Annotated in this window: 20 protein-coding genes; 10 read left to right on the forward strand and 10 right to left on the reverse strand. The window is 66.7% G+C overall.

Going from position 1 to position 22070, the window contains the following annotated elements:
* The 4 genes from ACFQ36_RS06880 to ACFQ36_RS06895 all read left to right on the forward strand — a co-directional run.
* The coding region (locus ACFQ36_RS06880; protein WP_377011946.1) for an IclR family transcriptional regulator C-terminal domain-containing protein at window positions 1–233 on the forward strand (233 nt) is incomplete at its 5' end.
* A gap of 155 nt (window positions 234–388) precedes the next feature.
* Window positions 389–1756: an MFS transporter gene (locus ACFQ36_RS06885; RefSeq protein ID WP_377011947.1), complete on the forward strand. Its 1368-nt coding sequence runs from the start codon at window positions 389–391 to the stop codon at window positions 1754–1756.
* A gap of 88 nt (window positions 1757–1844) precedes the next feature.
* Window positions 1845–2831 carry a PDR/VanB family oxidoreductase gene (locus ACFQ36_RS06890; protein ID WP_377011949.1) on the forward strand — a complete coding sequence of 329 codons (987 nt, stop codon included), beginning with the start codon at window positions 1845–1847 and terminating at the stop codon, window positions 2829–2831.
* Window positions 2832–2865: 34 nt separating this feature from the next.
* The gene (locus ACFQ36_RS06895; protein ID WP_377011951.1) at window positions 2866–4065 is read left to right on the forward strand and encodes a cytochrome P450; all 1200 of its coding nucleotides are present in this window, start codon (window positions 2866–2868) and stop codon (window positions 4063–4065) included.
* Window positions 4066–4287: 222 nt separating this feature from the next.
* Here ACFQ36_RS06895 and ACFQ36_RS06900 read toward each other — a convergent pair whose 3' ends face one another.
* Both ACFQ36_RS06900 and ACFQ36_RS06905 read right to left on the reverse strand, forming a co-directional pair.
* Window positions 4288–5958 carry an amino acid permease gene (locus ACFQ36_RS06900; protein WP_377011954.1) on the reverse strand — a complete coding sequence of 557 codons (1671 nt, stop codon included), beginning with the start codon at window positions 5956–5958 and terminating at the stop codon, window positions 4288–4290.
* A gap of 117 nt (window positions 5959–6075) precedes the next feature.
* Window positions 6076–6843 carry an SDR family NAD(P)-dependent oxidoreductase gene (locus ACFQ36_RS06905; protein WP_377011956.1) on the reverse strand — a complete coding sequence of 256 codons (768 nt, stop codon included), beginning with the start codon at window positions 6841–6843 and terminating at the stop codon, window positions 6076–6078.
* A 402-nt stretch (window positions 6844–7245) separates the two neighbouring features.
* Here ACFQ36_RS06905 and ACFQ36_RS06910 point away from each other — a divergent pair, with 402 nt between their 5' ends.
* Window positions 7246–8040: a FadR/GntR family transcriptional regulator gene (locus ACFQ36_RS06910; protein WP_377011958.1), complete on the forward strand. Its 795-nt coding sequence runs from the start codon at window positions 7246–7248 to the stop codon at window positions 8038–8040.
* A complete protein-coding gene (locus ACFQ36_RS06915; protein ID WP_377011959.1) occupies window positions 8037–8744 on the forward strand; it encodes a cache domain-containing protein in 708 nt (235 codons plus the stop codon). The genes ACFQ36_RS06910 and ACFQ36_RS06915 overlap by 4 nt, the downstream gene beginning before the upstream one ends.
* A gap of 704 nt (window positions 8745–9448) precedes the next feature.
* Here the strand turns inward: ACFQ36_RS06915 and ACFQ36_RS06920 are convergent.
* The 3 genes from ACFQ36_RS06920 to ACFQ36_RS06930 form a co-directional block, all read right to left on the reverse strand.
* Window positions 9449–10153: a GntR family transcriptional regulator gene (locus tag ACFQ36_RS06920; RefSeq protein WP_377011961.1), complete on the reverse strand. Its 705-nt coding sequence runs from the start codon at window positions 10151–10153 to the stop codon at window positions 9449–9451.
* A 364-nt stretch (window positions 10154–10517) separates the two neighbouring features.
* A complete protein-coding gene (locus ACFQ36_RS06925) occupies window positions 10518–11642 on the reverse strand; it encodes a mandelate racemase/muconate lactonizing enzyme family protein (RefSeq protein ID WP_377011963.1) in 1125 nt (374 codons plus the stop codon).
* Entirely contained in the window at window positions 11639–12811 is a 1173-nt protein-coding gene (locus ACFQ36_RS06930) for an alcohol dehydrogenase family protein (RefSeq protein WP_377011965.1), read from the reverse strand. The genes ACFQ36_RS06925 and ACFQ36_RS06930 overlap by 4 nt, the downstream gene beginning before the upstream one ends.
* Window positions 12812–13257: 446 nt before the next feature.
* On the opposite strand from ACFQ36_RS06930, the gene ACFQ36_RS06935 reads away from it, so the two are divergent.
* On the forward strand, window positions 13258–14619 hold the full coding sequence (locus ACFQ36_RS06935) for an MFS transporter (protein WP_377011966.1): 1362 nt from the start codon (window positions 13258–13260) through the stop codon (window positions 14617–14619).
* Window positions 14620–14896: 277 nt separating this feature from the next.
* On the opposite strand, the gene ACFQ36_RS06940 is transcribed toward ACFQ36_RS06935, so the two are convergent.
* Window positions 14897–15337 carry an isochorismatase family protein gene (locus tag ACFQ36_RS06940; RefSeq protein ID WP_377011990.1) on the reverse strand — a complete coding sequence of 147 codons (441 nt, stop codon included), beginning with the start codon at window positions 15335–15337 and terminating at the stop codon, window positions 14897–14899.
* A gap of 352 nt (window positions 15338–15689) precedes the next feature.
* Window positions 15690–16088, reverse strand: a complete 399-nt coding sequence (locus ACFQ36_RS06945; RefSeq protein WP_377011968.1) for a hypothetical protein — start codon at window positions 16086–16088, stop codon at window positions 15690–15692.
* Between ACFQ36_RS06945 and ACFQ36_RS06950 the strand changes: the two genes are divergently transcribed.
* Window positions 16081–16509, forward strand: a complete 429-nt coding sequence (locus ACFQ36_RS06950; RefSeq protein WP_377011970.1) for a hypothetical protein — start codon at window positions 16081–16083, stop codon at window positions 16507–16509. The two genes, ACFQ36_RS06945 and ACFQ36_RS06950, sit on opposite strands and share 8 nt — an antisense overlap.
* 30 nt (window positions 16510–16539) lie before the next feature.
* Here ACFQ36_RS06950 and ACFQ36_RS06955 read toward each other — a convergent pair whose 3' ends face one another.
* The 3 genes from ACFQ36_RS06955 to ACFQ36_RS06965 form a co-directional block, all read right to left on the reverse strand.
* Window positions 16540–18132: a 4-hydroxyphenylacetate 3-hydroxylase family protein gene (locus tag ACFQ36_RS06955; protein ID WP_377011972.1), complete on the reverse strand. Its 1593-nt coding sequence runs from the start codon at window positions 18130–18132 to the stop codon at window positions 16540–16542.
* A gap of 76 nt (window positions 18133–18208) precedes the next feature.
* Complete coding sequence (locus tag ACFQ36_RS06960) at window positions 18209–18766, reverse strand: flavin reductase family protein (RefSeq protein ID WP_377011975.1); 558 nt, start codon at window positions 18764–18766, stop codon at window positions 18209–18211.
* A 200-nt stretch (window positions 18767–18966) separates the two neighbouring features.
* A complete protein-coding gene (locus ACFQ36_RS06965) occupies window positions 18967–19998 on the reverse strand; it encodes a helix-turn-helix domain-containing protein (RefSeq protein WP_377011976.1) in 1032 nt (343 codons plus the stop codon).
* A 587-nt stretch (window positions 19999–20585) separates the two neighbouring features.
* On the opposite strand from ACFQ36_RS06965, the gene ACFQ36_RS06970 reads away from it, so the two are divergent.
* Window positions 20586–21320, forward strand: a complete 735-nt coding sequence (locus ACFQ36_RS06970; RefSeq protein ID WP_377011978.1) for a DUF5058 family protein — start codon at window positions 20586–20588, stop codon at window positions 21318–21320.
* 15 nt (window positions 21321–21335) lie between these two features.
* On the forward strand, window positions 21336–22067 hold the full coding sequence (locus ACFQ36_RS06975; RefSeq protein ID WP_377011980.1) for a hypothetical protein: 732 nt from the start codon (window positions 21336–21338) through the stop codon (window positions 22065–22067).
* Window positions 22068–22070: the final 3 nt, after the last annotated feature.

The following is a 22070-nucleotide window of genomic DNA, read 5'->3' on the forward strand; positions in this document are numbered from 1 at the left end:
CGGCACTGGCCGCCGAGGTCGAGCGCGTGCGGGCACAGGGGTATGCGACCACCCGGGAGGAGGCGGGGCCGGACAACTTCGGCCTCGCGGTGCCGGTGCTCCTGCCGAACCACCAGCTGGCCGCGGCGCTCGGCGTCGTCACCCGCGGACGCCCGGCCTCCCTCGGGGCCGTGGTCCCGGTGCTGAAGATCGCGGCCCGCGGCATCGCCCGGCGGCTCGGCACCGAAGGCTGACCCGGGCACAGGCCCGGCCCGAGCGGGCGCTTCGGCCAATCTTTCCGTTGGATGGAAAGGAAGGCCTTTGCTGTGGCACAGGACACCTAGCATCGAAGGCACGTATTTCACGTCACAGCCGGCGGTGACCGCCGTCGCGTCAGACAGGATTTCTTATGGCTATCCAAACCCCCCACCATGCCCCGGAGGCCGCCGTGGACCGCGCCGACCCGGCGCACTGGGATGCCAGGCGCCGCTCCCGGCGCGGCTGGACCATTACCGTCTTCCTGCTGGTCCTGATGATGATCAGCTGGGCGGACAAGGCCATCCTCGGCATTGTTGCAGTCCCGCTCATGCGGGAACTGGGCATCACCCCCGAGCAGTTCGGCCTGCTGGGCAGCGCGGTCTTCGTGCTCTTCGGCGTGGCCCAGCTGGTCGCCGCCCCGATCGCCAATCGGATCAGCTCCAAGTGGATCCTGCTGGTGCTGTGCCTGGTCTGGTCCATCGCGCAGGTCCCGGTCTTCGTCTTCGCCTCCCTGCCGGCCCTCTGGTTCAGCCGCCTGCTGCTGGGTGCCGGAGAGGGGCCGCTGGCACCGATCACCATGCACGCGGTCTACAAGTGGTTCCCCAGCAGCAAGGGAGCCACCCCCGCCGCCCTGGCCTCCGCCGGCGTGACCCTGGGCATCGTCGTCTTCGCCCCGGTGCTGGCCTGGGTCGCCGCCGAGTTCGGTTGGAAGTCCACCTTCATCTTCCTCGGGCTCATCGGCGCGGTCTGGGCCGCGGCCTGGTTCTTCGTCGGCAAGGAGGGCCCGTACACCTCGATGCGCGCCGAGCGGCAGATCGAGGGCACCGCCGACGCCGGGGACGCCGACGAGCACACCCTGGCCGTGGCCGACCGGAAGGTCTCCTACTGGCGCTCCTTCGCCACGCCCAGCTGGCTGCTGTCCGTGCTCGCCGCGTTCCTGGCCTACTGGACCTTCACGGTCGCAATGACCTGGCTGCCGGCCTATTTCGAGAAGGTAATGGGCATGAGCACGCAGCAGGGCGGCTCGCTGATTGCCCTCCCGGCGGTCTGGGGGGCCGTGGCCACCGTCGGCCTGAGCTGGCTGACCCAGGTGCTCGGCGCCCGCGGCATCCGCACCCGCTACTCCCGCGGCCTGGTGCTCGGCTCCGCCGCCCTGTTCTCCGGCGCGATGGTGCTGGCCGGAACCATGGCCGACCAGCCGTGGCTGGCGATCGTGTGCTTCATGTTCGGCTTCGGCACCGCCCCGGCAATCTTCGCGCTCACCTACCTGGTGGTGGCCGAAACGACCACCATCGGCCAGCGCGGCGCCATGCTGCAGATCGGCAACGCCATCCTCACCAGCGGCGGCCTGCTGGCCCCGGCCGTGGTCGGCGTCCTGATCGGCGCGGCCTCCAGCGCCGCCGCCGGCTACGAGCACGCCTTCGTGCTCACCGGCGCGATGATGCTCGGCGTGGGCATCCTCTCCATGCTCTTCATCAACCAGCAGCGCGACCGCAGGCGGCTGGGCCTGGAGGCCTGACCCCCGAAGGGGTGCGCCCGCCCCTTATCCCCTCGAGTTTTCCGCCGGCACAACACCGCCGGCATACACCGCAAGGAAGTGAGTACCGATGACCGCAACGGCAGCAGCGACGACCGAAACGGCACTGGCGACCATCGACGTCGTCATCGACCAGGTGGAAACCGTTGCGGACCAGGTTGTGTCCCTGGTCCTGCGGCGCCTGGACGGCGAGCCGTTCCAGCCGTGGCAGCCGGGGGCGCACATCGACGTCCACCTCGGCGAGGGCCTGGTCCGCCAGTACTCGCTGTGCTCCTCGCCCGGGGAGCTGGACCACCTGCGGATCGGCGTGCTCCGGGTGCCCGACTCGCGGGGCGGGTCGCAGGCGGTCCACGAGCTGGCCCCCGGCAGCCCGCTGACCATTTCGGCGCCGCGCAACAACTTCCCGATGCTCGATTCCCGCCGCTACCTCTTCATGGCCGGCGGCATCGGCATCACGCCGCTGATCCCCATGATCGAGGCCGCCGACCGGGCCGGCAAGGACTGGAGGCTGGTCTACGGCGGGCGCAGCCGGGGAACCATGGCCTTCGCGGACCGGCTCCTGGAGCGCTACGGGGCGGAACGGATCCAGATCATTGCCGAGGACGAGTCCGGGCGCATGGACCTCGACGCCATCCTCGGGCTGCCCCGCGCCCACATGCTCGTCTACGCCTGCGGCCCCTCCGGCATGCTCGGCGCGGTCGAGGAGCGCTGCATGGGCTGGCCTCCCGGCGCCCTGCACACCGAGCGTTTCGTCGCCTCGGCCCTCGGGGCGGGCGCGGCCAGCGAGGCGTTCGAGGTGGAACTGGCCCGCACCGGCACCACGGTGACCGTGCCGACCGACAAGAGCATCCTCGAGGCCGTCGAGGAGGTGGGCGTCCGCGTGCTCTCCTCCTGCCGCGGCGGGCTGTGCGGCACCTGCGAGACGCAGATCATCTCCGGGGAACCGGAGCACCGCGACGCCGTCCTGACCGCGGAGGACCGCGAGGCCGGCGAGGTCATGCTGGTCTGCGTCTCCCGCGCCGCCGCCGGCTGCCCGCGGCTTGTCCTCGACCTCTAGCCGCTATTCCCTTCCCAAGCGTTTCAGGAGCACCATGACTGCCATGATCCACGAACCCGCCGTCCTGGCCGACGATCCCTTCGATACCGCAAACATCCTCAACCCCTACCCCTTCCTCACCCGGCTCCGCGACGCCGGCCCGGTCTCCTACCTCGAGCACACCGGCAGCTATGCCGTCGCCGGATACCAGGAGGTCTACGAGGTCCTGACCGACTTCGAAACCTACATCTCCTCCGGCGGCCTCGGCCCACGGGACATCCGCAAGGATTCCGGCTGGCGTCCGCCCAGCATCCTGGAATCGGACCCGCCCGTCCACACCGTGATGCGCCGCGCCCTGACCGGCGTGATCAACCCCGGCACGGTCCGGGCGCTTCGGGGGCCCTTCACGCCGCCGGCGGTCGAGCTGACCGAGGAGCTGGCCCGCCGCGACCGCTTCGACGCCGTCACCGACCTGGCCGAAAAGTACCCGCTGCGGGTCTTTCCCGACGCCGTCGGCATCCCCGACGAAGGCCGGGAGCACCTGCTGCCCTACGGCAACATGGTCTTCAACGCCTTCGGACCGGAAAACTACATCTTCCAGCAGGCCTTCGCCCACGGCGACGAACACGCCGCGGCCGTGATGCGCAACTGCGAGCGGGAGAACCTCAACGACACCGGCTTCGGCGCCCGCATCTGGGACCGGGTCGGGGACGGGCTGATTACCGAACAGCAGGCCACCCTGCTGGTCCGCGCACTGCTTTCGGCCGGCGTGGACACCACCATCTTCGGCATCGGCAACACGCTTTCGGTGCTGGCACGCTACCCCGAGGCGTGGGCACGCCTGCGCCAGAATCCGAAGATGGCCAGGTTCGCCGTCGACGAGGCGCTGCGCGTGGAATCGCCGTTCCAGAAGTTCCACCGCACCGTCGCGGTGGACACCGAACTGGGCGGGGTGAAGATCCCCGCCGGAGCCAAGGTGCTGGTGTTCATCGGCGCCGCCAACCGCGACCCGCGCAAGTGGGGGGACAACGCCGACGACTTCAACCTCGACCGCAGCGCCTCCGGGCACGTGGCCTTCGGCATGGGCCTGCACCAGTGCGTCGGCCAGCCGATCGCCCGCCTGGAAATGGAGATCATCCTGCAGCAGCTGCTCGAACGCGTGGCCACCATCGAGCCCGACGGCGCGCCGGTGCCGATCCTGCACAATGTCCTGCGCGGCTTCGAGTCGCTGCCGGTACGCATTACCGCCGCATAGCCCCGGGGCCACGGCTGCGCCACGGTGCGGTGTGCGCCCGGGGCCACGGGTCCCGGGCGCACACCGCACCAAAGGAAAAGCAATGTACGCCTTCCTGCCGTCCAGCCCGGTCCCTGCGTCCATTGCGCCCGGCCCGGGAAGGTCTCGTGCCGGGCGTGCCACCGCTGGCTGCCCCGGCCGGGACAGCCAGCGGTGGCACGTCCGCCGACCCGGTACCTGGGCTCAGGCTCCGGGGCTGGCGCTGTTGGACCGGTCCTGCTCGCCCTGTCCGTGCGGCGCATGGTGGTGATGGTGGCCGGGGTGGTGCTGCTCGTACTCGATTTCCAGCTCGTCCGCCGAGGTCAGTCCCGGGGGCAGGTCCACGGTGTGGCGGGGACCGGTGTAGGTGTTCCTGGCCCGGATCTGCCAGGCCAGCCACAGCGCCAGCAGGGTGCCGCCGACCACCAGGGGCGTGTAGTTCACGTACTTCCACTCGAACTCGGGGTTCCACGGGACCCCGCCCGGGGAGGTCGGCAGGATCGCGATCACGGTGGTGATCGCAATCTCGATGACGGCGACGAGGTTTAGCCACTTGTAGTGGCGGCCGAGGGTCCAGGTGCCGGACTCGAAGGCCGAGCCCTTGCGCAGGCGCTGGAAGATCGGGATGGCGAAGGCCAGGTACAGCCCCACCACGCCGATGGAGACGACGGCGTTGAACGCCACCGGTACGGGAGCGCCGTTGATGTCCACTTCCACCAGGGCCGGCAGGGTCAGGATGATCGCCAGGGCGGCAACCAGGGCCACGCTGTACAGCGGCACCCCGCTCTTGTTCAGGCGGGTCCAGAAGCGGGCCCCGGGAACCGCGCCGTCCCGGCTGAAGGCGAACAGCATCCGGGTGGTGGAGGTCATGCAGGCCATCGCGCAAAAACACTGTCCCACGGTGGAAATCACCAGCACGGCGCTGACCCAGGGGCCGCTGAGTGCCTGGTTCAGCACGGTGACTACGCTGCCGCCGCTGGCGCTGACGGCGTCGGCGTCCTGCACGGCGAACAGGATGCCCAGCAGCAGGATCCAGCCACCGATCGCCGAATAGAGGATGGCCTGCCAGATGCCGTTGGCGGCCGAATTGGAGGCCCCCTTGGTCTCTTCGGACATGTGGCAGGAGGCGTCGTACCCCGTAACGGTGAACTGGGGCAGGATCACGGCCAGCGGCAGCACGAGGAAAAGGAACCCGAGTCCGGTGGTGGCGCCGTCGAACATGCCGGTGTTGTTGATCCGCTGGGTGAACACGTCCGCGATGCTGGCGTGGCGTTCCGGCACGAAAATGATGATGGCGATGATGGCGACCGTGCCGATGACGTGCCACCACACCGAGATGTTGTTGAAGATTGCCAGCAGGTGGCTGGAGAAGATCGAGAGGAGCGTGACGACGACCAGCACTCCGATGAAGATCAGGAACACCCGGGTCAGCGAGTAGCCGTCGGCCCAGGTTTGGCTGAACGAGGACAGGGTCAGGTCGATGAAGGTCGCGCAGCCGTAGGAGACCGCGGCGACAATGGCCAGCAGCCCGAGGAAGTCCAGCCAGCCGGTGAAGTAGCTGGACCGGAGACTGCCCAGCTTGGCCGCCCAGTAGTACATGCCGCCGGAGGTGGGCATCGCCGAGACGAGTTCGCCCATGCACAGGCCGACCACGAGGATCAGCGCGCACACCACCGGCCAGCCCCAGCTGATGGCCATGGGACCGCCGTTGTTCCATCCGATAAAGAAGCTGATGAAGGGACCGCTGAGGATGGAGATGACCGAGAAGGAGATGGCGAAGTTGGAAAAGCCGGACCAGGATCGCTTCAGCTCGGGCTTGTAGCCCAGATTGGCGAGGATTTCCTCGTCGGAGCGCTGTGATTGGGAGACAGACATGGAACGGAGTCCTTGGGGTGTTGAGCCGGTTGTCATGAGGGAAGAGCTTGACCACGCCGCTTTTTGCGGCCGGTTCCGTGAATGCTGCGGATGATCGGCGCCCGCAAAGCCGGGCGGTTACATTGACGTCAGTCCCCCGTCGATCGGAAGCAGCTGTCCGGTGATGTACCGGGCCCAGTCCGACGCGAGAAACACCACCGAGGGGGCGATGTCGTCCGGCGTCCCCTGGCGGCCCAGGGGTACCTGCCGTCCGACGAGCTGTTCCAGATCCTCGGTGTCCAGATGGCCGAGCACGGGATCGTTGAATCCGGTCTCAATCCAGCCGGGGCAGATGCCGTTGACGCGGATTCCATGCCCGGCGTACTCGATCGCAAGCTGCCGCGTGAGGTTCACCAAGGCGCCTTTGGAGGAGTTATAGGCGACAAGGTCCGGCTCCCCGATCAGCCCGGAGACGGACGCCGTGATGATGATCGCGCCCGATTTTTGCTTGATCATCTGCGGGAGTACCGCGCGCGCCGTGAGGAACGTGCCGCGGACGTTGACCGCATACGTCTTATCCCACTCGTCAAGGGTCTGGGTCAGTGCGGTTCCGGCCATGAGCACGCCGGCGTTGGCGTGGACGACGTCCAGCCGGCCGTGCGTGCGGACGATGTCATCGACCACCGCGAGCATCGCCTTTTCATCCGTCACGTCGGCCATGGCGGCAACGCCGTTATGGCCGGCGCTCTTGATCAGCTGCTCGGTTTCGGCAGCCCGCCCGAAATCGACGTCGGATGCCACCACCAGGGCGCCTGCCTGGGCGAGAGCCAAGGCGCTGGCACGGCCGATTCCGTGACCGGCACCTGTAACCAAGGCCACCTGGCCTGTCAGGGACAAGGGATTCATCGTCAACCTCCGTGGGTCATGCATGTCATTGGGCGCCTCGGATGTGACGTGGAACACTCCTGTGGCTTCCTCCACTGTAAAGGGAACGGCCGGTGTTAGGCAATAGAATTTAACTTTAAATGTTTACGTCATCGAGGCCCCCGGTTTGCCGGCGGTTCACGGCCGGCCCCGGGGCCGGTCTTTCGCCGACGTGGTTGGACCGGCCGGAATTGAAAACCCGGCGGCTGGTGCGGCGGGAACCCCGCCGGAGCAGCCGGCGGACGGGAGGCATGAATCACCAGGCAGCCCGCGTCCGCCCCGCATGCGGCCATGCCCTGGAGGAAGCAGGTCTTATAATTTAGAATTTACTCTCATAGTCTATAATTCCAGGCGTAGTGCGCTATCGAGGAGTGGCCGGATTCCATGGCAACAACGGTGGGAGATGTCGGTGGATCAGTATCCCTCCGTGCCCTCGATATGGCGGCACAGGTCCGGGCTCAGGGACCGGAAGCATCCGGCCGCGCCGAGCAGGTAACCCAGCAACTTGAGACCGCCATCGGCCTGGGCCTGCTCAACCCTGGCGAGCGGCTGCCTCCGGAACAGTTAATGGCCGACCGTATGGGCGTCTCCCCCCTCACCCTCCGGCAGTCCCTGGCTGTTCTCCGGAGCAAGGGACTCCTCGAGACGCGCCGGGGGCGGGGAGGCGGAAGCTATGTCACAGGAACGCCCCCGGTACGCGAGACGGACATCGCGCGCGAACTGCGCAGATACAAGAGCGACGACCTGCGGGACCTCATCGACCTGGCGGCCTCAACCGCAGGCTCCGCAGCACGGCTGGCATCCCGACGCGCCGACGAGCAGGACCTCCGGCGCCTGAAGAGCCTCGCCCAGCGGTTCGCTTCAAGCTCGGAGCCGCACATGCTTCGCCAGACGGATGCCCGGCTGCACATCGGACTCGGCGTGGCAGCGCAGTCCCGCCGCCTGACCACGCTTCTCATCCAGGTCCAGGCCGAACTGTCCCCCTTGACGTGGGGCGAGGCATGGGTGCACGAGCACACGAACGCCGTACAGGGGCATGAAGCACTCCTCGGCAAGATCGAGCAGGGAGACCCGGGCGCGGCCGAGGACATCGCGATCGCCCATTTCGAACAGGAAGGCGCCCTCATTATCGACCAACATCTGGCTCTCCTGACCTCGGACTTGGCGGATCCGCGATGAAGTCCCTCGAGGAGGTCCTGCATTCGACCGCCGAGGCTCTTGGCCAGCACCTCGAAAGGGTCTTCGCCGACCTGGCGGTGCTGGCCGAAGAGACCACGAGGATTCTTACCGATTCGGGAACGTCACGAAGCATGCTGGAGTCCCTGAAGCCGGTCGTCCAGGGCATCGTCATGGAACAGGGCGGCCTTGTCGACAGTGCCGGAGTTTCGGTCACCCCTGGGCTGCTCAAGGACGCTGAAACCTGGCACCAATGGTGGAGCTATATCGGGGGGCAACTGGTGTTCATCCCCCACAATCTCAACCCGGCCTCGGTCAACTACTACGACTACACCGAAATGACCTGGTTCGAGCGCCCCCTGGCGTCCGGCCGCCCCGAACTCACCGGCCCGTACATAGACTTCGGCGGCGCCTTCGACATGAAAGTCGTCACCGCCTCGAGGCCGGTACTGCACGGAGCGCGTACGGCGGCCGTGGCAGGGGCCGATCTCTCGATGGACTTCATCGAGCGCGCTTTCCTGCGCAACCTTGGCCGCCGGAATGAACACGTCGCCCTCATCACCGAAACCGGCAAGGTGGTCGCTTCCAACAGCGCGCGGTTTGCCCCCGGCACCCGCTTCGAGGGTCCGCGAACAGGTCTGGACTCGGTGCCCGTCCCGGTTGCGGCCCTCGCCGCTCCCCCCTGGCACCTCATCGTCGCCGGCTAGTCTTCGCTCCGGCCTCCGGCGCACCCTGTCGATCGCACTGCACGGGTCCCCATTCCGGGGCCAGGGAATCGACAGGCCGCGGGAAACCCGCGCCGAGGCTGGTGACGGCAGCCCGCACGGACGGCATCCGCATGCTCAGCGTCAAAACGCCTACACCTGCGGCGAAACGGGCTATTTCGCCGGCCAGGTGCTCGACCGCCCGGGAAAGCGGACAACCAATGCGGAATCGGCCCTCGGCCCGGCCCGCTTGGATCCCGGCTACGCCCACAGGCTCCGCGGACAGTTGCGGGATTGCAGTTGGCCTGCTCGAAAAACTGCGGCAACTCTCCGGCTGGTCGACTACCCGGACGAGTACGTTGGATGTTTTGGCCTTGGCCCCGGGCAATAGCGAATGATCCCCGCGCCACGAGCAAGTGATATCCACAAGGCTCTACTGTCCCGGAACCCGGGTCTTGGGGGGACACCTCGGGCGGAAGCCTAAAGCCCACGGTTGTGTCCGGGCCGGTCCGGACATAGTCACAGTTAGCGGCCAATCAAAAATGGCCGGGAGGCATTTGACTTTCGACAACTCGGTCCGGACATAGTCGAGTTCCAGTTTGCTTTCCACCGTGATTTCGCGGGCCAGGGGAACCGCGATCGACGCTGACTACACACGCCGCAGATTCGACGCCATCACTGATTCAGGGACCGACTTTAACGGAATCCTATGACCGGGCGGTCTGGGAGGTTGGAGCGCCCCGTTGTTCGAGCAGCTTACGCTGGGCGGCGATGATCTGTTCCTCGCCGCCCACGACGAGCTTCCGGACCTCGGCTGCGATGGAATCCGGATCTCCGGCATAGACCGTGTCAAGCATCAGACGATGCCACTCCACCGAGCGCGACAAGGGCTCGTCCAAAGCTGTGGTCAAACGGAACAACTCCGTGAAGGTCGGCACCTGCTGCTCCCACACCGCCAACAGCCGGCGGTTGCCGCAGGAGGTGAAAAACGCAGAATGAAACGCCACGTCTGCACGGGCAAACGCGTCCGTGTCTCCAGCTTCGTCCGCCCTTCGCATATCGTCCAGGGCGGCTTCCGCCGCCTGGCGCAACCCGTCCGGATCCGATACCGCACACTGCTGCGCGGCCGCGACCTCGAGCAGCTCGCGTAGTGCGAAGAGGTCGCGGAGGTCCTGCTGGTCCAGGCCAACAACCCGGTAGCTCCTGCCGGATGGAGCGATCAGGCCCTCGCCAGACAACGTGCGCAAAGCGTCCCTGACGGGACCGCGGCTGACCCCGAAGGATTCCGCGAGCGCGGCCTCGACCAGCAGATCCCCGGGAGGAAGATCGCCTGTTAGGATGTCGGACCGCAACACCGCCACAACCTGCTCGCCCAATGCCTCCGCACGGGCGACGCCGCGCGCCAAAGCCATGTATCTCCACCTCTCGTGAGCTCCTCCCAGTGTAGCGGGCTACGGTTAACAGGATTCCGTTTACCGCAGACAGTTGACCGTGATGCGGCATGCCATCGGGAAAAGGCTGTGAACGAGCCGCGATTCACCCGCCAGGGGAACTGGCAGCAGCCATACGTTCGGCCGCGCGAAGTCGGGCCCGGCGGAGGAAAGGAAGGCCCGGGCGGAGGAACCGGCTGAAGCCGGCATCTTCGTAGCTGGTCAGGCTGTGATCTACGCCGACTGCGCTTTCGCCGTTATTCACTTAGTCCCGCGTCCTGGGTTTGGTACCGCTTGTGTTCCCCTTTCATGCAGATGAGGGAACACAAGCGGGCCAGCCCGGTGGCTAGGCGCCCCAGACGGCGACGGGCTCGCCGAGGACGTCCTCGTTGACCTCGATGCCCAGGCCCGGGGCGTCGGGGAGGAGGATGCCGCCGGCTTCGCGGAGAACGTCGAACCTGGCCGTTTTGAGGGTGACCATGTCCTCGCTGTTGAGGATGCAGCGCAGCATCCGTTCGGGCACGGCGGCCCCGAGCTGGGCGATGGCGGCGAAGGCGATGGTCGATCCGACGGTGTCCTGGACGCTGACGGTGAGGCCGGCGGCACGGGCGATGTCGCGGACGCGCCGGCCGGGGGTGAGCCCGCCGAACTTGGAGATCTTCAGCCCGATGCCGTCGGCCGCGTCGTGGGCGGCGGCGAAGGCAACATCCTCCTCCTGCACGACGAGTTCGTCGAGGAAGACGGGGTACGGGAAGCGCTTCCTGAGCGAGAGGGTTTCCCGCCAGGTGGCGCAGGGGGCCTCGAGGACGAAGTCCAGGCCCGGCGGCAGCATGGCCGCCATCCGCAGGGCGGTTTCGGGCAGCAGTCCGCCGTTGGCGTCGACGATGAAGAACTCGCCGGGGCGCTTGTCGGCCAAACTGGCGGCGATGCGCTCGGCGTCCAGCGCCGGTCCGCCCTCGCTCTCGGTGGCCCCGATCTTGACGGAGTGGCCGCGGTAGCCACGGGCACGGTGCTCGGCGACCCGGCGGCGCATTTCCTCGGGGTCCCCCGCGTAGATCGAGGAAATCATCGGCATGGGCACGCCGGTGGAACCGCCCAGCAGCTCGCTGACGGGCAGGCCGACCGACTTGCCGAAGGCGTCCCAGCAGGCGACGTCCAGCGGGGTTTTGGCGTGGTTGTGGCCGACGAGGGTGGCGTCCATGAGGTCGTTGATGCGATCCACCTGGCGCGGATCGCGGCCCAGCAGCGCGGGGGCCAGTTCCGCGATGCCGGCGCGGGCGCCGAGCGCGTGCGCGGCAATCCAGGTGGGGCCGAAGGGCGTGCTTTCGCCCCATCCTTCGGTGCCGTCGTCGCAGGTGATTTTCACGATCGAGGCATCGAAGGATTCGTAGGTGCGTCCCCCGGAGAGGTGGTAGGTCCCTCCGGAGTAGGGCAGGTCCACCTGGTACAGGTCGATGCGGGTGATCTTCACTGTGCGGTCTCCGTTTCATTGGTGCTGTTCACGGCCGGCGGGATGAGGACGAGCTTGCCGGTGTGCTTCTTGCTCAGGAAGTCTTCCTGGGCCCGGGCGATGTCGGCCAGGGGATAGGTCTTGGAGACGACGGGACGGATTTCGTTGGCCTCGATGTACTTGATGAGGTTTTCGAAGACCTCGTCGTCCTGGAACGTGCAGCCAAGCAGCTGCAGGTCCTTGAGGTAGATGGTGCGCAGGTCGATCTGGGCCAGGGGGCCGGAAATCGCGCCGGCGATGGCATACCGGCCGCCCGGGCGCAGCAGTTCGAGCAGCCGGGGCACCTGGGGTCCGCCGACCATGTCAATGACCACGTCGATGGAGTTGCGGCCGAGTTCGGCCGCAAGGTCTGCTCCCCGGTCGATCGTATGGTCGGCGCCTTCGGCCCTGACCTGCCCGGCCTTGGCGGGCGAGCAGACGGCGATGACGGTGGCGCCGCGGCGCTTGGCCAGCTGCACCGCGGCCAGGCCCACGCCGCCCGAGGCCCCGGTGATCAGGACCCGCTCGGCGCCCACACCGGCGCGGTGCAGCATGTTTTCGGCCGTGGAGTAGGCGCACGGGACGGCGGCCAGCTCGGCATCGCTCCAGTCGCAGTGCACCGCGTAGGTTTCCCGGGCGGGTGCGACGGCGAACTGGGCGAACCCGCCGTCGCATTCGCTGCCCAGGGTCCAGCACTCGAAGGGACGGTATCCGACGTAGCTGCGCAGCATGGTCCGCACCAGGACCCGCTCCCCGATCCGCTCAGGGGCAACGCCCTCGCCGACCGCCACGATGCGCCCGGCGACGTCGGCGCCCTGGATCCGGGGGAAGGTCAGGGCCTGGCCCGACCAGGCCGCGTCGGCGTCGGTGATCTCGGCGAACCCCTCGGCGCCGCCGGCGTTGGTGCCGGCATCGACGGCCTTGGAATACCAGCCGACCCTGGTGTTGATGTCGGTGTTGTTGATACCCGCCGCGGCGACCTCGATGAGGACCTCGCCCTCACCGGGGGCCGGGACAGCCACGTCGGTGCGGTACTCGAGCTTCTCCAGGCCGCCGTGGCCGGTGAGCAACACCGCCGCCATCCTCGCAGGCAATGCCTGGTTGCTCGCTTCGAGGGCCACGCCGGGTCCTTCGTTGGTAGTAGTGCTCACAGGATTCCTTTGTTCGTATCTGCTGATGTTGGTGGAGTGTCCATTCCTGAAAGCGCCCGTTGAACAAGGTGTCCGGGCAGCCGTGGAAGCCCTTTAGGGGATGGCTCACCGTCGCATAATCGAGATGACTGCAGTGAACTTTTGAACGTGACGTTCAATTTATGCGTCACGGCCGCAATTGTCAACGGTAAACCGAATGCTTGACTTTGTGTGACCGGCGTCATATCTTCGAACGCAACGTTCAAAACATGAACGCTTTCCTGCGGTCGGAACCTTCTCCCCCTCCCCAAGTGGCGACAGCCAGGCTGCAGGAGTCAAACCCTGACCATAAAAGCTATTGGCATCAGCTGTGCCAGGCGTCCACTTATCCCGCCCCTGTTCTCCCGCCGCGAGCATCAGCGGCGTCGATACCCACTTCGACGAGCACGAGTACAAGGAAGTCCACCGTGAATACATCTATTACCCCGGCCCTAACGCCGTCTTCACAATCGTCGGTCGCACAGGATCCGCAAAAGAAGCGGTTCCTGTACAAGCTCAGTGCGGTGATCGCCGGCGGCATGTTCATCGACGGCTTCATCCTCGGCGGCATCGGGCTCGTCATGCCGGCGCTGACGGCCGACCTGGACCTGTCCTTCGCCTGGCAGGGCCTGATCGGCGCCTCGGCCCTGATCGGCATCTTTTTCGGCGGGCCCATCGGCGGCTATCTGGCGGACAAGATCGGCCGCAAGCCGATGTTCATCGTCGACCTGGCCATCTTCCTCGTCGGCTCCGCCGCCCAGTTCTTCGTCGCCGAGCCGTGGCAGCTCTTTGCCATCCGCCTGCTCATGGGCATGGCCATCGGTGCCGACTACGCCATCGGCTGGCCGCTGCTGGCCGAGTTCTCCCCGGCACGGCTCCGGGGCAAGCTCCTGGCCTTCCAGGAGGTCGCCTGGTACGTGGGCTACCTCGGCTCCTACGCCCTTGGGTACTTCCTCTCCACCGCCATCCACGCCGATTGGCGCATTATCCTCGGCATGAGCACGGTCCCCTCGCTCATCGTCTTCCTGCTCCGCCTCGGAAGCCCGGAGTCCCCGCGCTGGCTGATCAGCAAGGGACGCATCGAGGAAGGCCTCGCCATTGCCAACGAGCACATGGAAGAGGCCGACGTGGAGGAGCTGGCCGGCGAAAAGCGTCAGTCGACAAGCTTCAGCCGGCTGTTCTCGCCCCAGTACCGCAAAGCGACGATCTTTGCCTGCGTGTACTGGGCGGCCAATGTCACCCCGTACTATGCGATCGGCACCTTCGCCCCGATCGTGCTCGAGAGCCTGGGCGTGCAGGACGGCCTGGCAGGCGCGCTGCTGCTCAACGGCGTCGCCGTGGCCGGGGCGGTGGCCGCCATGTTCCTCATCGAACGGGTCGGACGCCGCAAGCTGGCCATCCCGCCGATGTGGATCGGCGCGGCAGCTCTGATCCTCATTGGACTCTTCGCCCACGTCTCGCCGATGATCATCCTGGCCTGCTTCCTGGCCTTCTCCTTCACCAATGCCATTTCATCTTCCCTCTGCGGCGTTTACCCGGGCGAGATCTTCCCCACCGAGATCCGGGGAGCCGGCGTCGGCCTGGCCACCGCTTTCTCCCGGGTGGGCGGGGCGGCAGGAACCTTCATTCTTCCCCTGTCCGTCGAGGTCCTGGGCACCGGCACCACCGTGCTCATCGCGGCCGGATTCTGCGCCCTCGGCGGACTCACCGCCCAGCTGCTCGCGCCCGAGACCAAGGGACTTAGCCTGAGCCAGGCGTCCGCACCGCTGACCCGGGCAGGGGTGAAGTAGAACTACAACTGCGACAGATCCAAGGCCTGTCCGCCCCTAGTTCCTAGGACCGGGGGCGGACAGGCAATTACCGCACCTTCTTCCAGACCCGGTCCTTCGGGCCTCCAATCCCAAGCTGAACGCGAAGTTCACCCAGCCAAGGCACAGGAGACAACCACCGGCCAAGGCCGCGGCAAGGCGGGCCCCAGCGGACACGAACTGAGAGCGGATATGGCTGCGGCAGGCCCGCCGTCCTTTTGCCGCGGCGCATTGTCCCCGGCGCCGCGGCGGCCGGGGCTTAGGCGGTCGCCGGGGATTCGCTGCCCTGGTACGCGGCGCGGCCCCGGGCCGCGGAGGTGCCGAGGCCGCTCCTGGGCAGTGCCTTACCGGATTCGACGGCGGCGGCCCACGTATCGGTGTCGGCCGCGGCGGCGAAGTTGGACTGCAGCAGCACCAGCAGGGTCTGGTGCAGCTGCCCGGCCGGCACCTTGCCGGCCTCGTTGGCCAGGTGGACGGCGCCGGTGGCATCGGAGAGGATCTCGGCGGCCAGGCCGAGCTCTTCGGCCCCGGCGGCGGTGGCCAGGTCACAGTTGTTGGTCATGAAGCCGGCGATCGTGATGGTATCGACCTGCTTCTCGGCCAGCCATCGCGCGACGTCGGTGCCGGCGAAGACGCTGGCCTTGTCCTTGGCCACCCGCTTCCAGGATCCGGTGGCGCGCCTCTCGATCTCGGGATGCAGCTGCCAGCCGGCGGAGCCGGCCGCGAAGACCGGTGCGCCCCGGGCAGCTGGTGCCGGACCACCACCACGGGCATGTCCTGCCGTCCGGCGACATCCAGGGCGCGCAGGATGTTGGCCAGCGACTGCTCGCGCGGGGGTGCTGGATCTGCAGGATCCCGTCGAAGTATTCCTGCTGCACGTCCACGACGATCAGGGCCCGGCGCGGTGCGGTCATGATGTTCTCCTTGTCATGAGGAACTACCTGTCCCTCACCAACCTGCCGGGGCGGCACCCGGTATCGTGAGTGGCGCAAACGACGTCCAGGGATGGAATCGGGCCACAATGAGGATCGCCGTCCACGCCTTCGACGGCATCACCATGCATTCCCGATGCCGCGGCGGCGTTCGATCTCCCCGGGCCAGTAGGTCGGGCCGATCGGCCTGGTGCCGATGCCCCAGCCGGTGGCCAGGTCGAAGAGTGCGTCGCGGACCTCGTTGCGGTTCAGGTAGAGCAGGTCGTCGGGTTCGGTCCAGAAGCCCTCGGCGTGCATCATCCGGGACAGTTTGCGGATCTTGCGCCAGAAGACGCCCATGGTCCAGTGCTCGATGTAGAAGTTGTGGTTTTCGACGTACGGGTAGGCGAGGGCCGCGAGGGTGCGCGTGGCGTCGAAGAGCGCCTGGGTCTCGCCCTCGAGCAGGTTCCGGTATTCCTCGACGATGCGTTCCTTCTCCGCGATCAGCTCCTCGTCGGGGCGGAACGGCTCCATGTCCACGCCCTGCACCATGATGGCGTTCGGCTGGTCCGATGTTCGGGAAGACTTCCTTGCAGAAGTTGAAGAAGTCCAGGTAGGCGATGTAGCCCAGGTGGATGCGGAACTCGATGCCGTTGGCGTTGGGGATCATCAGGTGCCGGGCGTTGTACTGGCCCAGGCACTTGACCGCGAACTCGCCGCCGATGGTTTCGAAGGGCCTGAAGACGGTGGGCCAGTAAATGCTGTCGCAAAACCAGAACTTGGCGTCTTCGGCCTCCCTGAGCCTGTCCTGGAAGACCAGATAGTACGGGTAGATTTTCTCCCAGCCCTCGGCGCCGGCAGCTCGGAGGGCTTCGGGGAGGGCTTCGGGGAGGACTTCAGGGACATGGCGTCCTTTGGTGGCGGCTCTTCAGTGAGCCCACTGTGCCCCGGACCGGCGTAGGCGGGCCGAACCGGGGCACAGTGGGCAGGGTCAGCGCTTGAGGAAGATGCTCACGTCGTCGTTGTTAATGAGGTCGGGGACGGTCCAGCCGTCGAGGTCGTACTCGGCGAGACACTGGTCCGCGAAGCCCTTCATGGCCGCCGTCGTGCCCTGCGCCTCGGCGACAATCAGCGTCTCAAGCTTGACGCCTTCGTGATTGCCGGCGTAGTTGCGCTCGTAGAGCTCGTGGCGGCCGCCGAACTCGGTACCGATGGCATCCCACAGGAGCTTCATCAGCTTCACCCGGTCCACCGCCTGGACGCCCTCGGAGCCGCGGAGGTACTTGTCCAGGTACGGGCGGATCTCGGGGGTCTTGAAGTCGTGCGCACTCGAGTTGAGGTAGATGAGGCCCGAGGCGACATCCTGCTCGATGATCTCCTTGATGCGCGGGTAGCCGATCGACATGAACACGCGGTAGGCCATGGCATAGTCGCCCCTCGGCAGGACCGTCCCGTTGGGGCCCTCGTTGGGGTTGAGGGCCATCGCATCGGCCAGGGCGTAGAACATGTTACGCCAGGCAATCACTTCCCCGGCGCGTGTCTGCACGCCGCGGTAGTCCTTCGTTCCCGTGATCTCGAGTGCTTTGAGGAGGAGACCGGCGATGAAGTCGAGCTTGACCGCCAGACGGATGACACCCTGGAAGGAGAAGCGGTTGAGGAAGCCGGTTGCCGGAGTGAAGTTGTTCATTTTGTCGACGTCCCCATAGGAGAAGACGTTCTCCCACGGGATGAGGACATTGTCGAAAACAAACACTGCGTCGTTCTCGTCGAGGCGCGAGGAGAGCGGGTAGTCGAACGGGGTGCCCATGACGGCGGCCTGGTGCGAGTAGGAGGCGCGGGAGATGAGTTTCACGCCGGGGGCGTCCATCGGGACGGTGCAGATCAGCGCGAACTCCTTGCGCTTGATCGGCAGGCCGTAGTGGGCGATGAAGTTGTACTGCGTGATCGCCGAGCCGGTCGCAACGACCTTGGCACCCGAGACGACGAGGCCGGCGTCGGTTTCCTTCTGGACCTTCATGAACACGTCGCCGGCCTGGTCCGGCGGGAGGTGGCGGTCCACGGGCGGGTTGACAATTGCGTGGTTCCAGTAGAGGACCTTCTCCTGCGACTCGCTGTACCAGCGCATGGCGTTGTCCGAGTACGGCTCGTAGTACTCCGGCATTCCGCCGAGCGTTCCGAGGAACGAACCCTTATAGTCCGGGGAGCGGCCCATCCAGCCGTAGGACATCCGGGCCCAGGTCTCGATCGCGGTCCGGGAGGCCTTCAGGTCCTCGACGCTGCGGGCGGCCTTGAAGAACGGGTGGGTGAGGCCGCCCGACCCCGTATCGGTCGGGACGAGGAGCTTGCCCGCCGTCTCCTCACGGTGGAAGCCGTCGTAGAGCCGGGCGACCATGCGGACCGAGTTCCGGAAGGCGGGGTGGGTCGTGACGTCCTTGACCCGTTCACCGTAGATCCACACCTCGCGGCCGTCACGGATCGACTCGATGTACTCGTCGCCCGTCTGCGGTTTGAGGGGGTTCGCCGGCATCGTGCGGGCGCTCATGTCGCATTCGGCGGCGGTGGGCTGGTCGAGGGTTTCTGTCATAGTTGTCTTTCCTTTCAACGGCCCCCACGGCTGCATTGCCGTGGCCTGGGGTGGGTTGGGTTTTGTTTGCGGATACTCACGCGGAGGTGAACTCGGGGAAGGACGTGAAGTGGGTACCGTGGCCGTCGCCGCAGAAGTCCCATGGAGCGCCTCCCACGAGGCTGCCGAGGTGATGGAACGCGCCGCCGAAGAACAGCAGCGGGGGCACGGGGTTGATCTCAAGCGCCGCGACCTCGCCGATGACGATGAGGTGGTCGCCCCCGTCGTACACGTTCCACGGCCGGCATTCGAGGGTCGCGGTGTTACCCGCAAGCACGGGGACGCCGGTGACGCTCTCGCCCCAGGCCGGGCCGCCCTTCATCGGACGCCCGGCGAAGTGGAGGCAGGTGTCCTGCTGCGCGAGGCTCAGGATGTTGATCGCGAACGGTTGGCCCACCACGTAGTTGGCGAGCTTCGATTCGCGCATGAGGGTGACCTGCGCGAGCGGCGGGTCCAGGGAGACGGCGGTGAACGCGCTCACGGTGGCGCCGTGGACTTCACCGTCGGCGTTGTGGGTGGTGACGACCGTGACGCCTGTGCCGAAGCGCCCGAAGGCGTTCCGCAACTCCCGAGGCTCGATGGCGGAGGTGATCATGAGCAGATCTCCTTGTGTGGGGTGGGTCTTTTTTGCCGATGCCCATGAGTGTTGCAGGTCACATTGGGCGCGGGTGGTCAGATGGGGGTATCCGTCCGCAGAGTGCAAAAAGGTGTCCGTGTAGTACAAAAACCGACCGTGGCTTCGTCCATGGAAGGGCCCGAAATGCGGGATTGCAGCCCTGGCCCAGGCAGCGGAGGTCAGTTCGGGGGAATCAGCCCTTCGGCGCGAGCTTCCCGACGGGCGTTGAGGGGGGTCATGCCGAAACGCGCTTTGAAGGCCCGGGCAAAGTAGGCCTGCGAGGCGAATCCGCAGCGGGCTGCGATAACGGCGATCGACGTTGCCCCCTCCGCCGGGTCGGAGAGCAGAGCCGCAGCGCGCTCGAGCCGCCGAGCCAGGACATACGTGCCGGGAGGCTCTCCGGTCTCGGCGAAGACACGAGTGAGGTGCCGCTCGCTGATGCCGACCGCTTCGGCAATTTGGGAGGGGCACAGGTTCGGATCGCCGAGGTGGTCGTCGATGAAGCACTTGGCGGCTGACACATAGCCCTCGGGTATACCCGCTCCCTTCGGGGCGACGAGAAGGCGCAGGAGCTCGACTGCCGAGGCCTCGACCACCGCCGGGTCCGGTGCCGTCGACGGAGCCGCTCCCGCCCCGCTCCACGGCCGGGACACCAGGGCATCCCGGACGAGCTGCGCCAGCGCGAGCACGTACCGGTTCTCGGGACCTGCTTTGTGGAAGTCGAGGACGACGGGCCGCGCAAGCGGTTTGCCTCCCGATAGGGCAAGGTACTCGTCCCGCGGGATGGTCAGGACCATTTCCTCGACTCCGCGGTGGAATCCGCGCATGAAGGGCCGGTCGGCGTCGTAAATGACTGCCTGGCCCGGCCGCAACGTCTCGAAGCCGCCGGGGTAGTAGAAGAACGCCTCGCCCTTGAGCGCAAAGAAGACGCCGATGACGTCCATGGGGTGCTTACGGATGAACTTCTCGTTGCGCTCGATGACCTGGGCGCTCCCGCGCACCTGGGCCAGTCGGATCGATGGGAAGTGGAGGTTGATCTCGGTCGCAGTGAGCGGGGACTCGTCCATCGTACGGATGTCGAGGGCAATGAGGGCCTTCGCATTGTGCATCGACCAGAGCTCCATACGGTTGGCACTGGGGATCCCATTGGTCGAGAACTTGAGCGAACGGGCGCCGGCGGGGCCGCCGGCGCCGGCGGCAGGATCACTCACAGCGTCCTCCGGTCGCAAGGATTCTGCCACTGAAGGAGGGTCAGGAGAGGGAGCATCATTGGTCCTTCCAGCTTCAGGCGGTAGTGCCGGGCACAGCGGGGGCAGGTCTCGGCCAGGGGCCCCGACGAGGGACATTCCGGCTGCCGGCGGCGGCGACCGGACGCGCCCCGGCTCATACGCGATGGCCTCCTCTGCGATGACGTGGTTGCCGGTGGTTAGGAATCGCGTGCATCAGTGGAACAGGATTCGCCGTGCCGCGGAAGAGGGTTCCTCCACTCAGCGGAAACGTCTTTCGGCGCCGGGCGCAGGAAACTCTGGCCGCAGCCACTGTCCGGGCCGGGGAGGCCAAGACCGCAGAATGAGCCTTGGCCAGGCGAAAGCCGCATGCGACGCACACATGGCCGCCGCCCTCTCGTCAGGCAAATTTCCGAGCCGCAGGTCGGCTGTCCCTGCCCAAGTCATGCCGCCGGAGACCCCTTCTGCGCGCAGGCCCCAAAAGTTACGGCGGAGTGTTGACCTTCGGACATTCTGAGGTGCTTCATTGATTCACAGTCGCCGTTTCTGGTCATTACATTCCAAGGAGCGCCATGCATCCTACTGACATAGACCCGAATTCGACTGAGATCTTGCCGGTGGCCTTCCATCCGGTGCTGTGGGTCGCGGCGGCATGCGTGTTCGCCGTCATCATCCTGCAGTCGGCCATCTACCTCCGGGCCATCCGCAAGGCCGGCACCTCGGCCGACCTGACCGAGCAGCAGGTGAGCCGCGCCGTTCGTGCAGGCGCCGTAGCGGCCATCGGCCCGTCGCTCGCCGTCGCGCTCGTGGCGATCTCCCTCCTGCCGCTGTTCGCCACCCCGGCCGTCCTGACGCGCATCGGGCTGGTGGGTTCCGCGGCGTTCGACGTCGCGGCCGCGGGCCTCGCCGCAGGCACCCAAGGTGCCCAACTCGGCGGGCCCACCTACACGCAGAAGATCTTCGCCATCGGGTTCGCCGCGATGACGCTCGGGGGACTCGTGTGGATGATCACGGCGCTCGTCCTCACCCCGATCTTGTCCAAGGGCGACCAGACGTTGCGCAGGATCAATCCGGCGGTCATGACCGTCGTGCCCGCGGCGGCCCTGCTCGCGGCGTTCTTCACGCTCGCCTTCACCGAGACCGTGAAGTCCCCGGTCCACCTGACGACTCTGCTTGTCTCGGCTGCCACGATGGGCCTGTGCCTGCTCGGAGCCAAATACCTCAAGAAGTCCTGGCTGCACGAGTGGGGGCTCGGGTTCGCGATCGTCGTGGCCCTCGCCGTCGCCTACTTCATGACTGCCAGATGAGAGGCCGGAAGAGCCATGTCCTCGCAGACCAATAATGCGCCCCTCACCGGGCTCGCACAGTTCGACCGCACCACGTCCATCTGGGGCCCCATCACCCTGGCACTCGGCTTCCTCGTCTCCCTCGCCGCGGCCCTCTTCGCCGCATTCGGCACCGGGCTGGGGATCACCGGCACGGATCTGTGGCGAGCCGTCGGTATCGTCATCGCGACGTTCGGCGTCATCGCCATAGTTGAGCCGATCGCGTACTATCCGATCCTCGGGCGCTCCGCGATGTACCAGGCGTTCATGATCGGCAATATCGCGAACAAGCTGCTCCCGGCGGCCCTCATCGCGCAGACCGACCTGGACGAAAGACCGGGCACGCGGCGTGCGGAACTCATAGCAGGCGCCGCCATCATCGGCGCGGTGTTCATCCATCTCATTACGCTCGTGGTCCTCGTGGGCATCCTCGGCACGTTGCTCGTGGGAGCCCTGCCGCCGGACCTGATCGCCGTCGCGCGGCTCTACATCCTCCCGGCAGTGTTCGGCGCCGTGACAGTACAGGCCGTCATCACGATGAAGAACGTGCGCATCACGGTTATCGCCGCCATCGTCGCCGCGGTCATCGTGTTCCTCGTCGTCCCGTTCGTCCCGGTCCTGGCGAACTTTGCCACCGCGATGGCGGTCATCATCTCGATCGTTGCCGCGTGGATCATCCGCGCGCGCGCCGATGGTCCGCCCGCAGCACCCTCATCCGCCGGACACTGACCC

Source organism: Arthrobacter sp. GCM10027362, assembly GCF_042679445.1.
GTDB lineage: Bacteria > Actinomycetota > Actinomycetes > Actinomycetales > Micrococcaceae > Crystallibacter.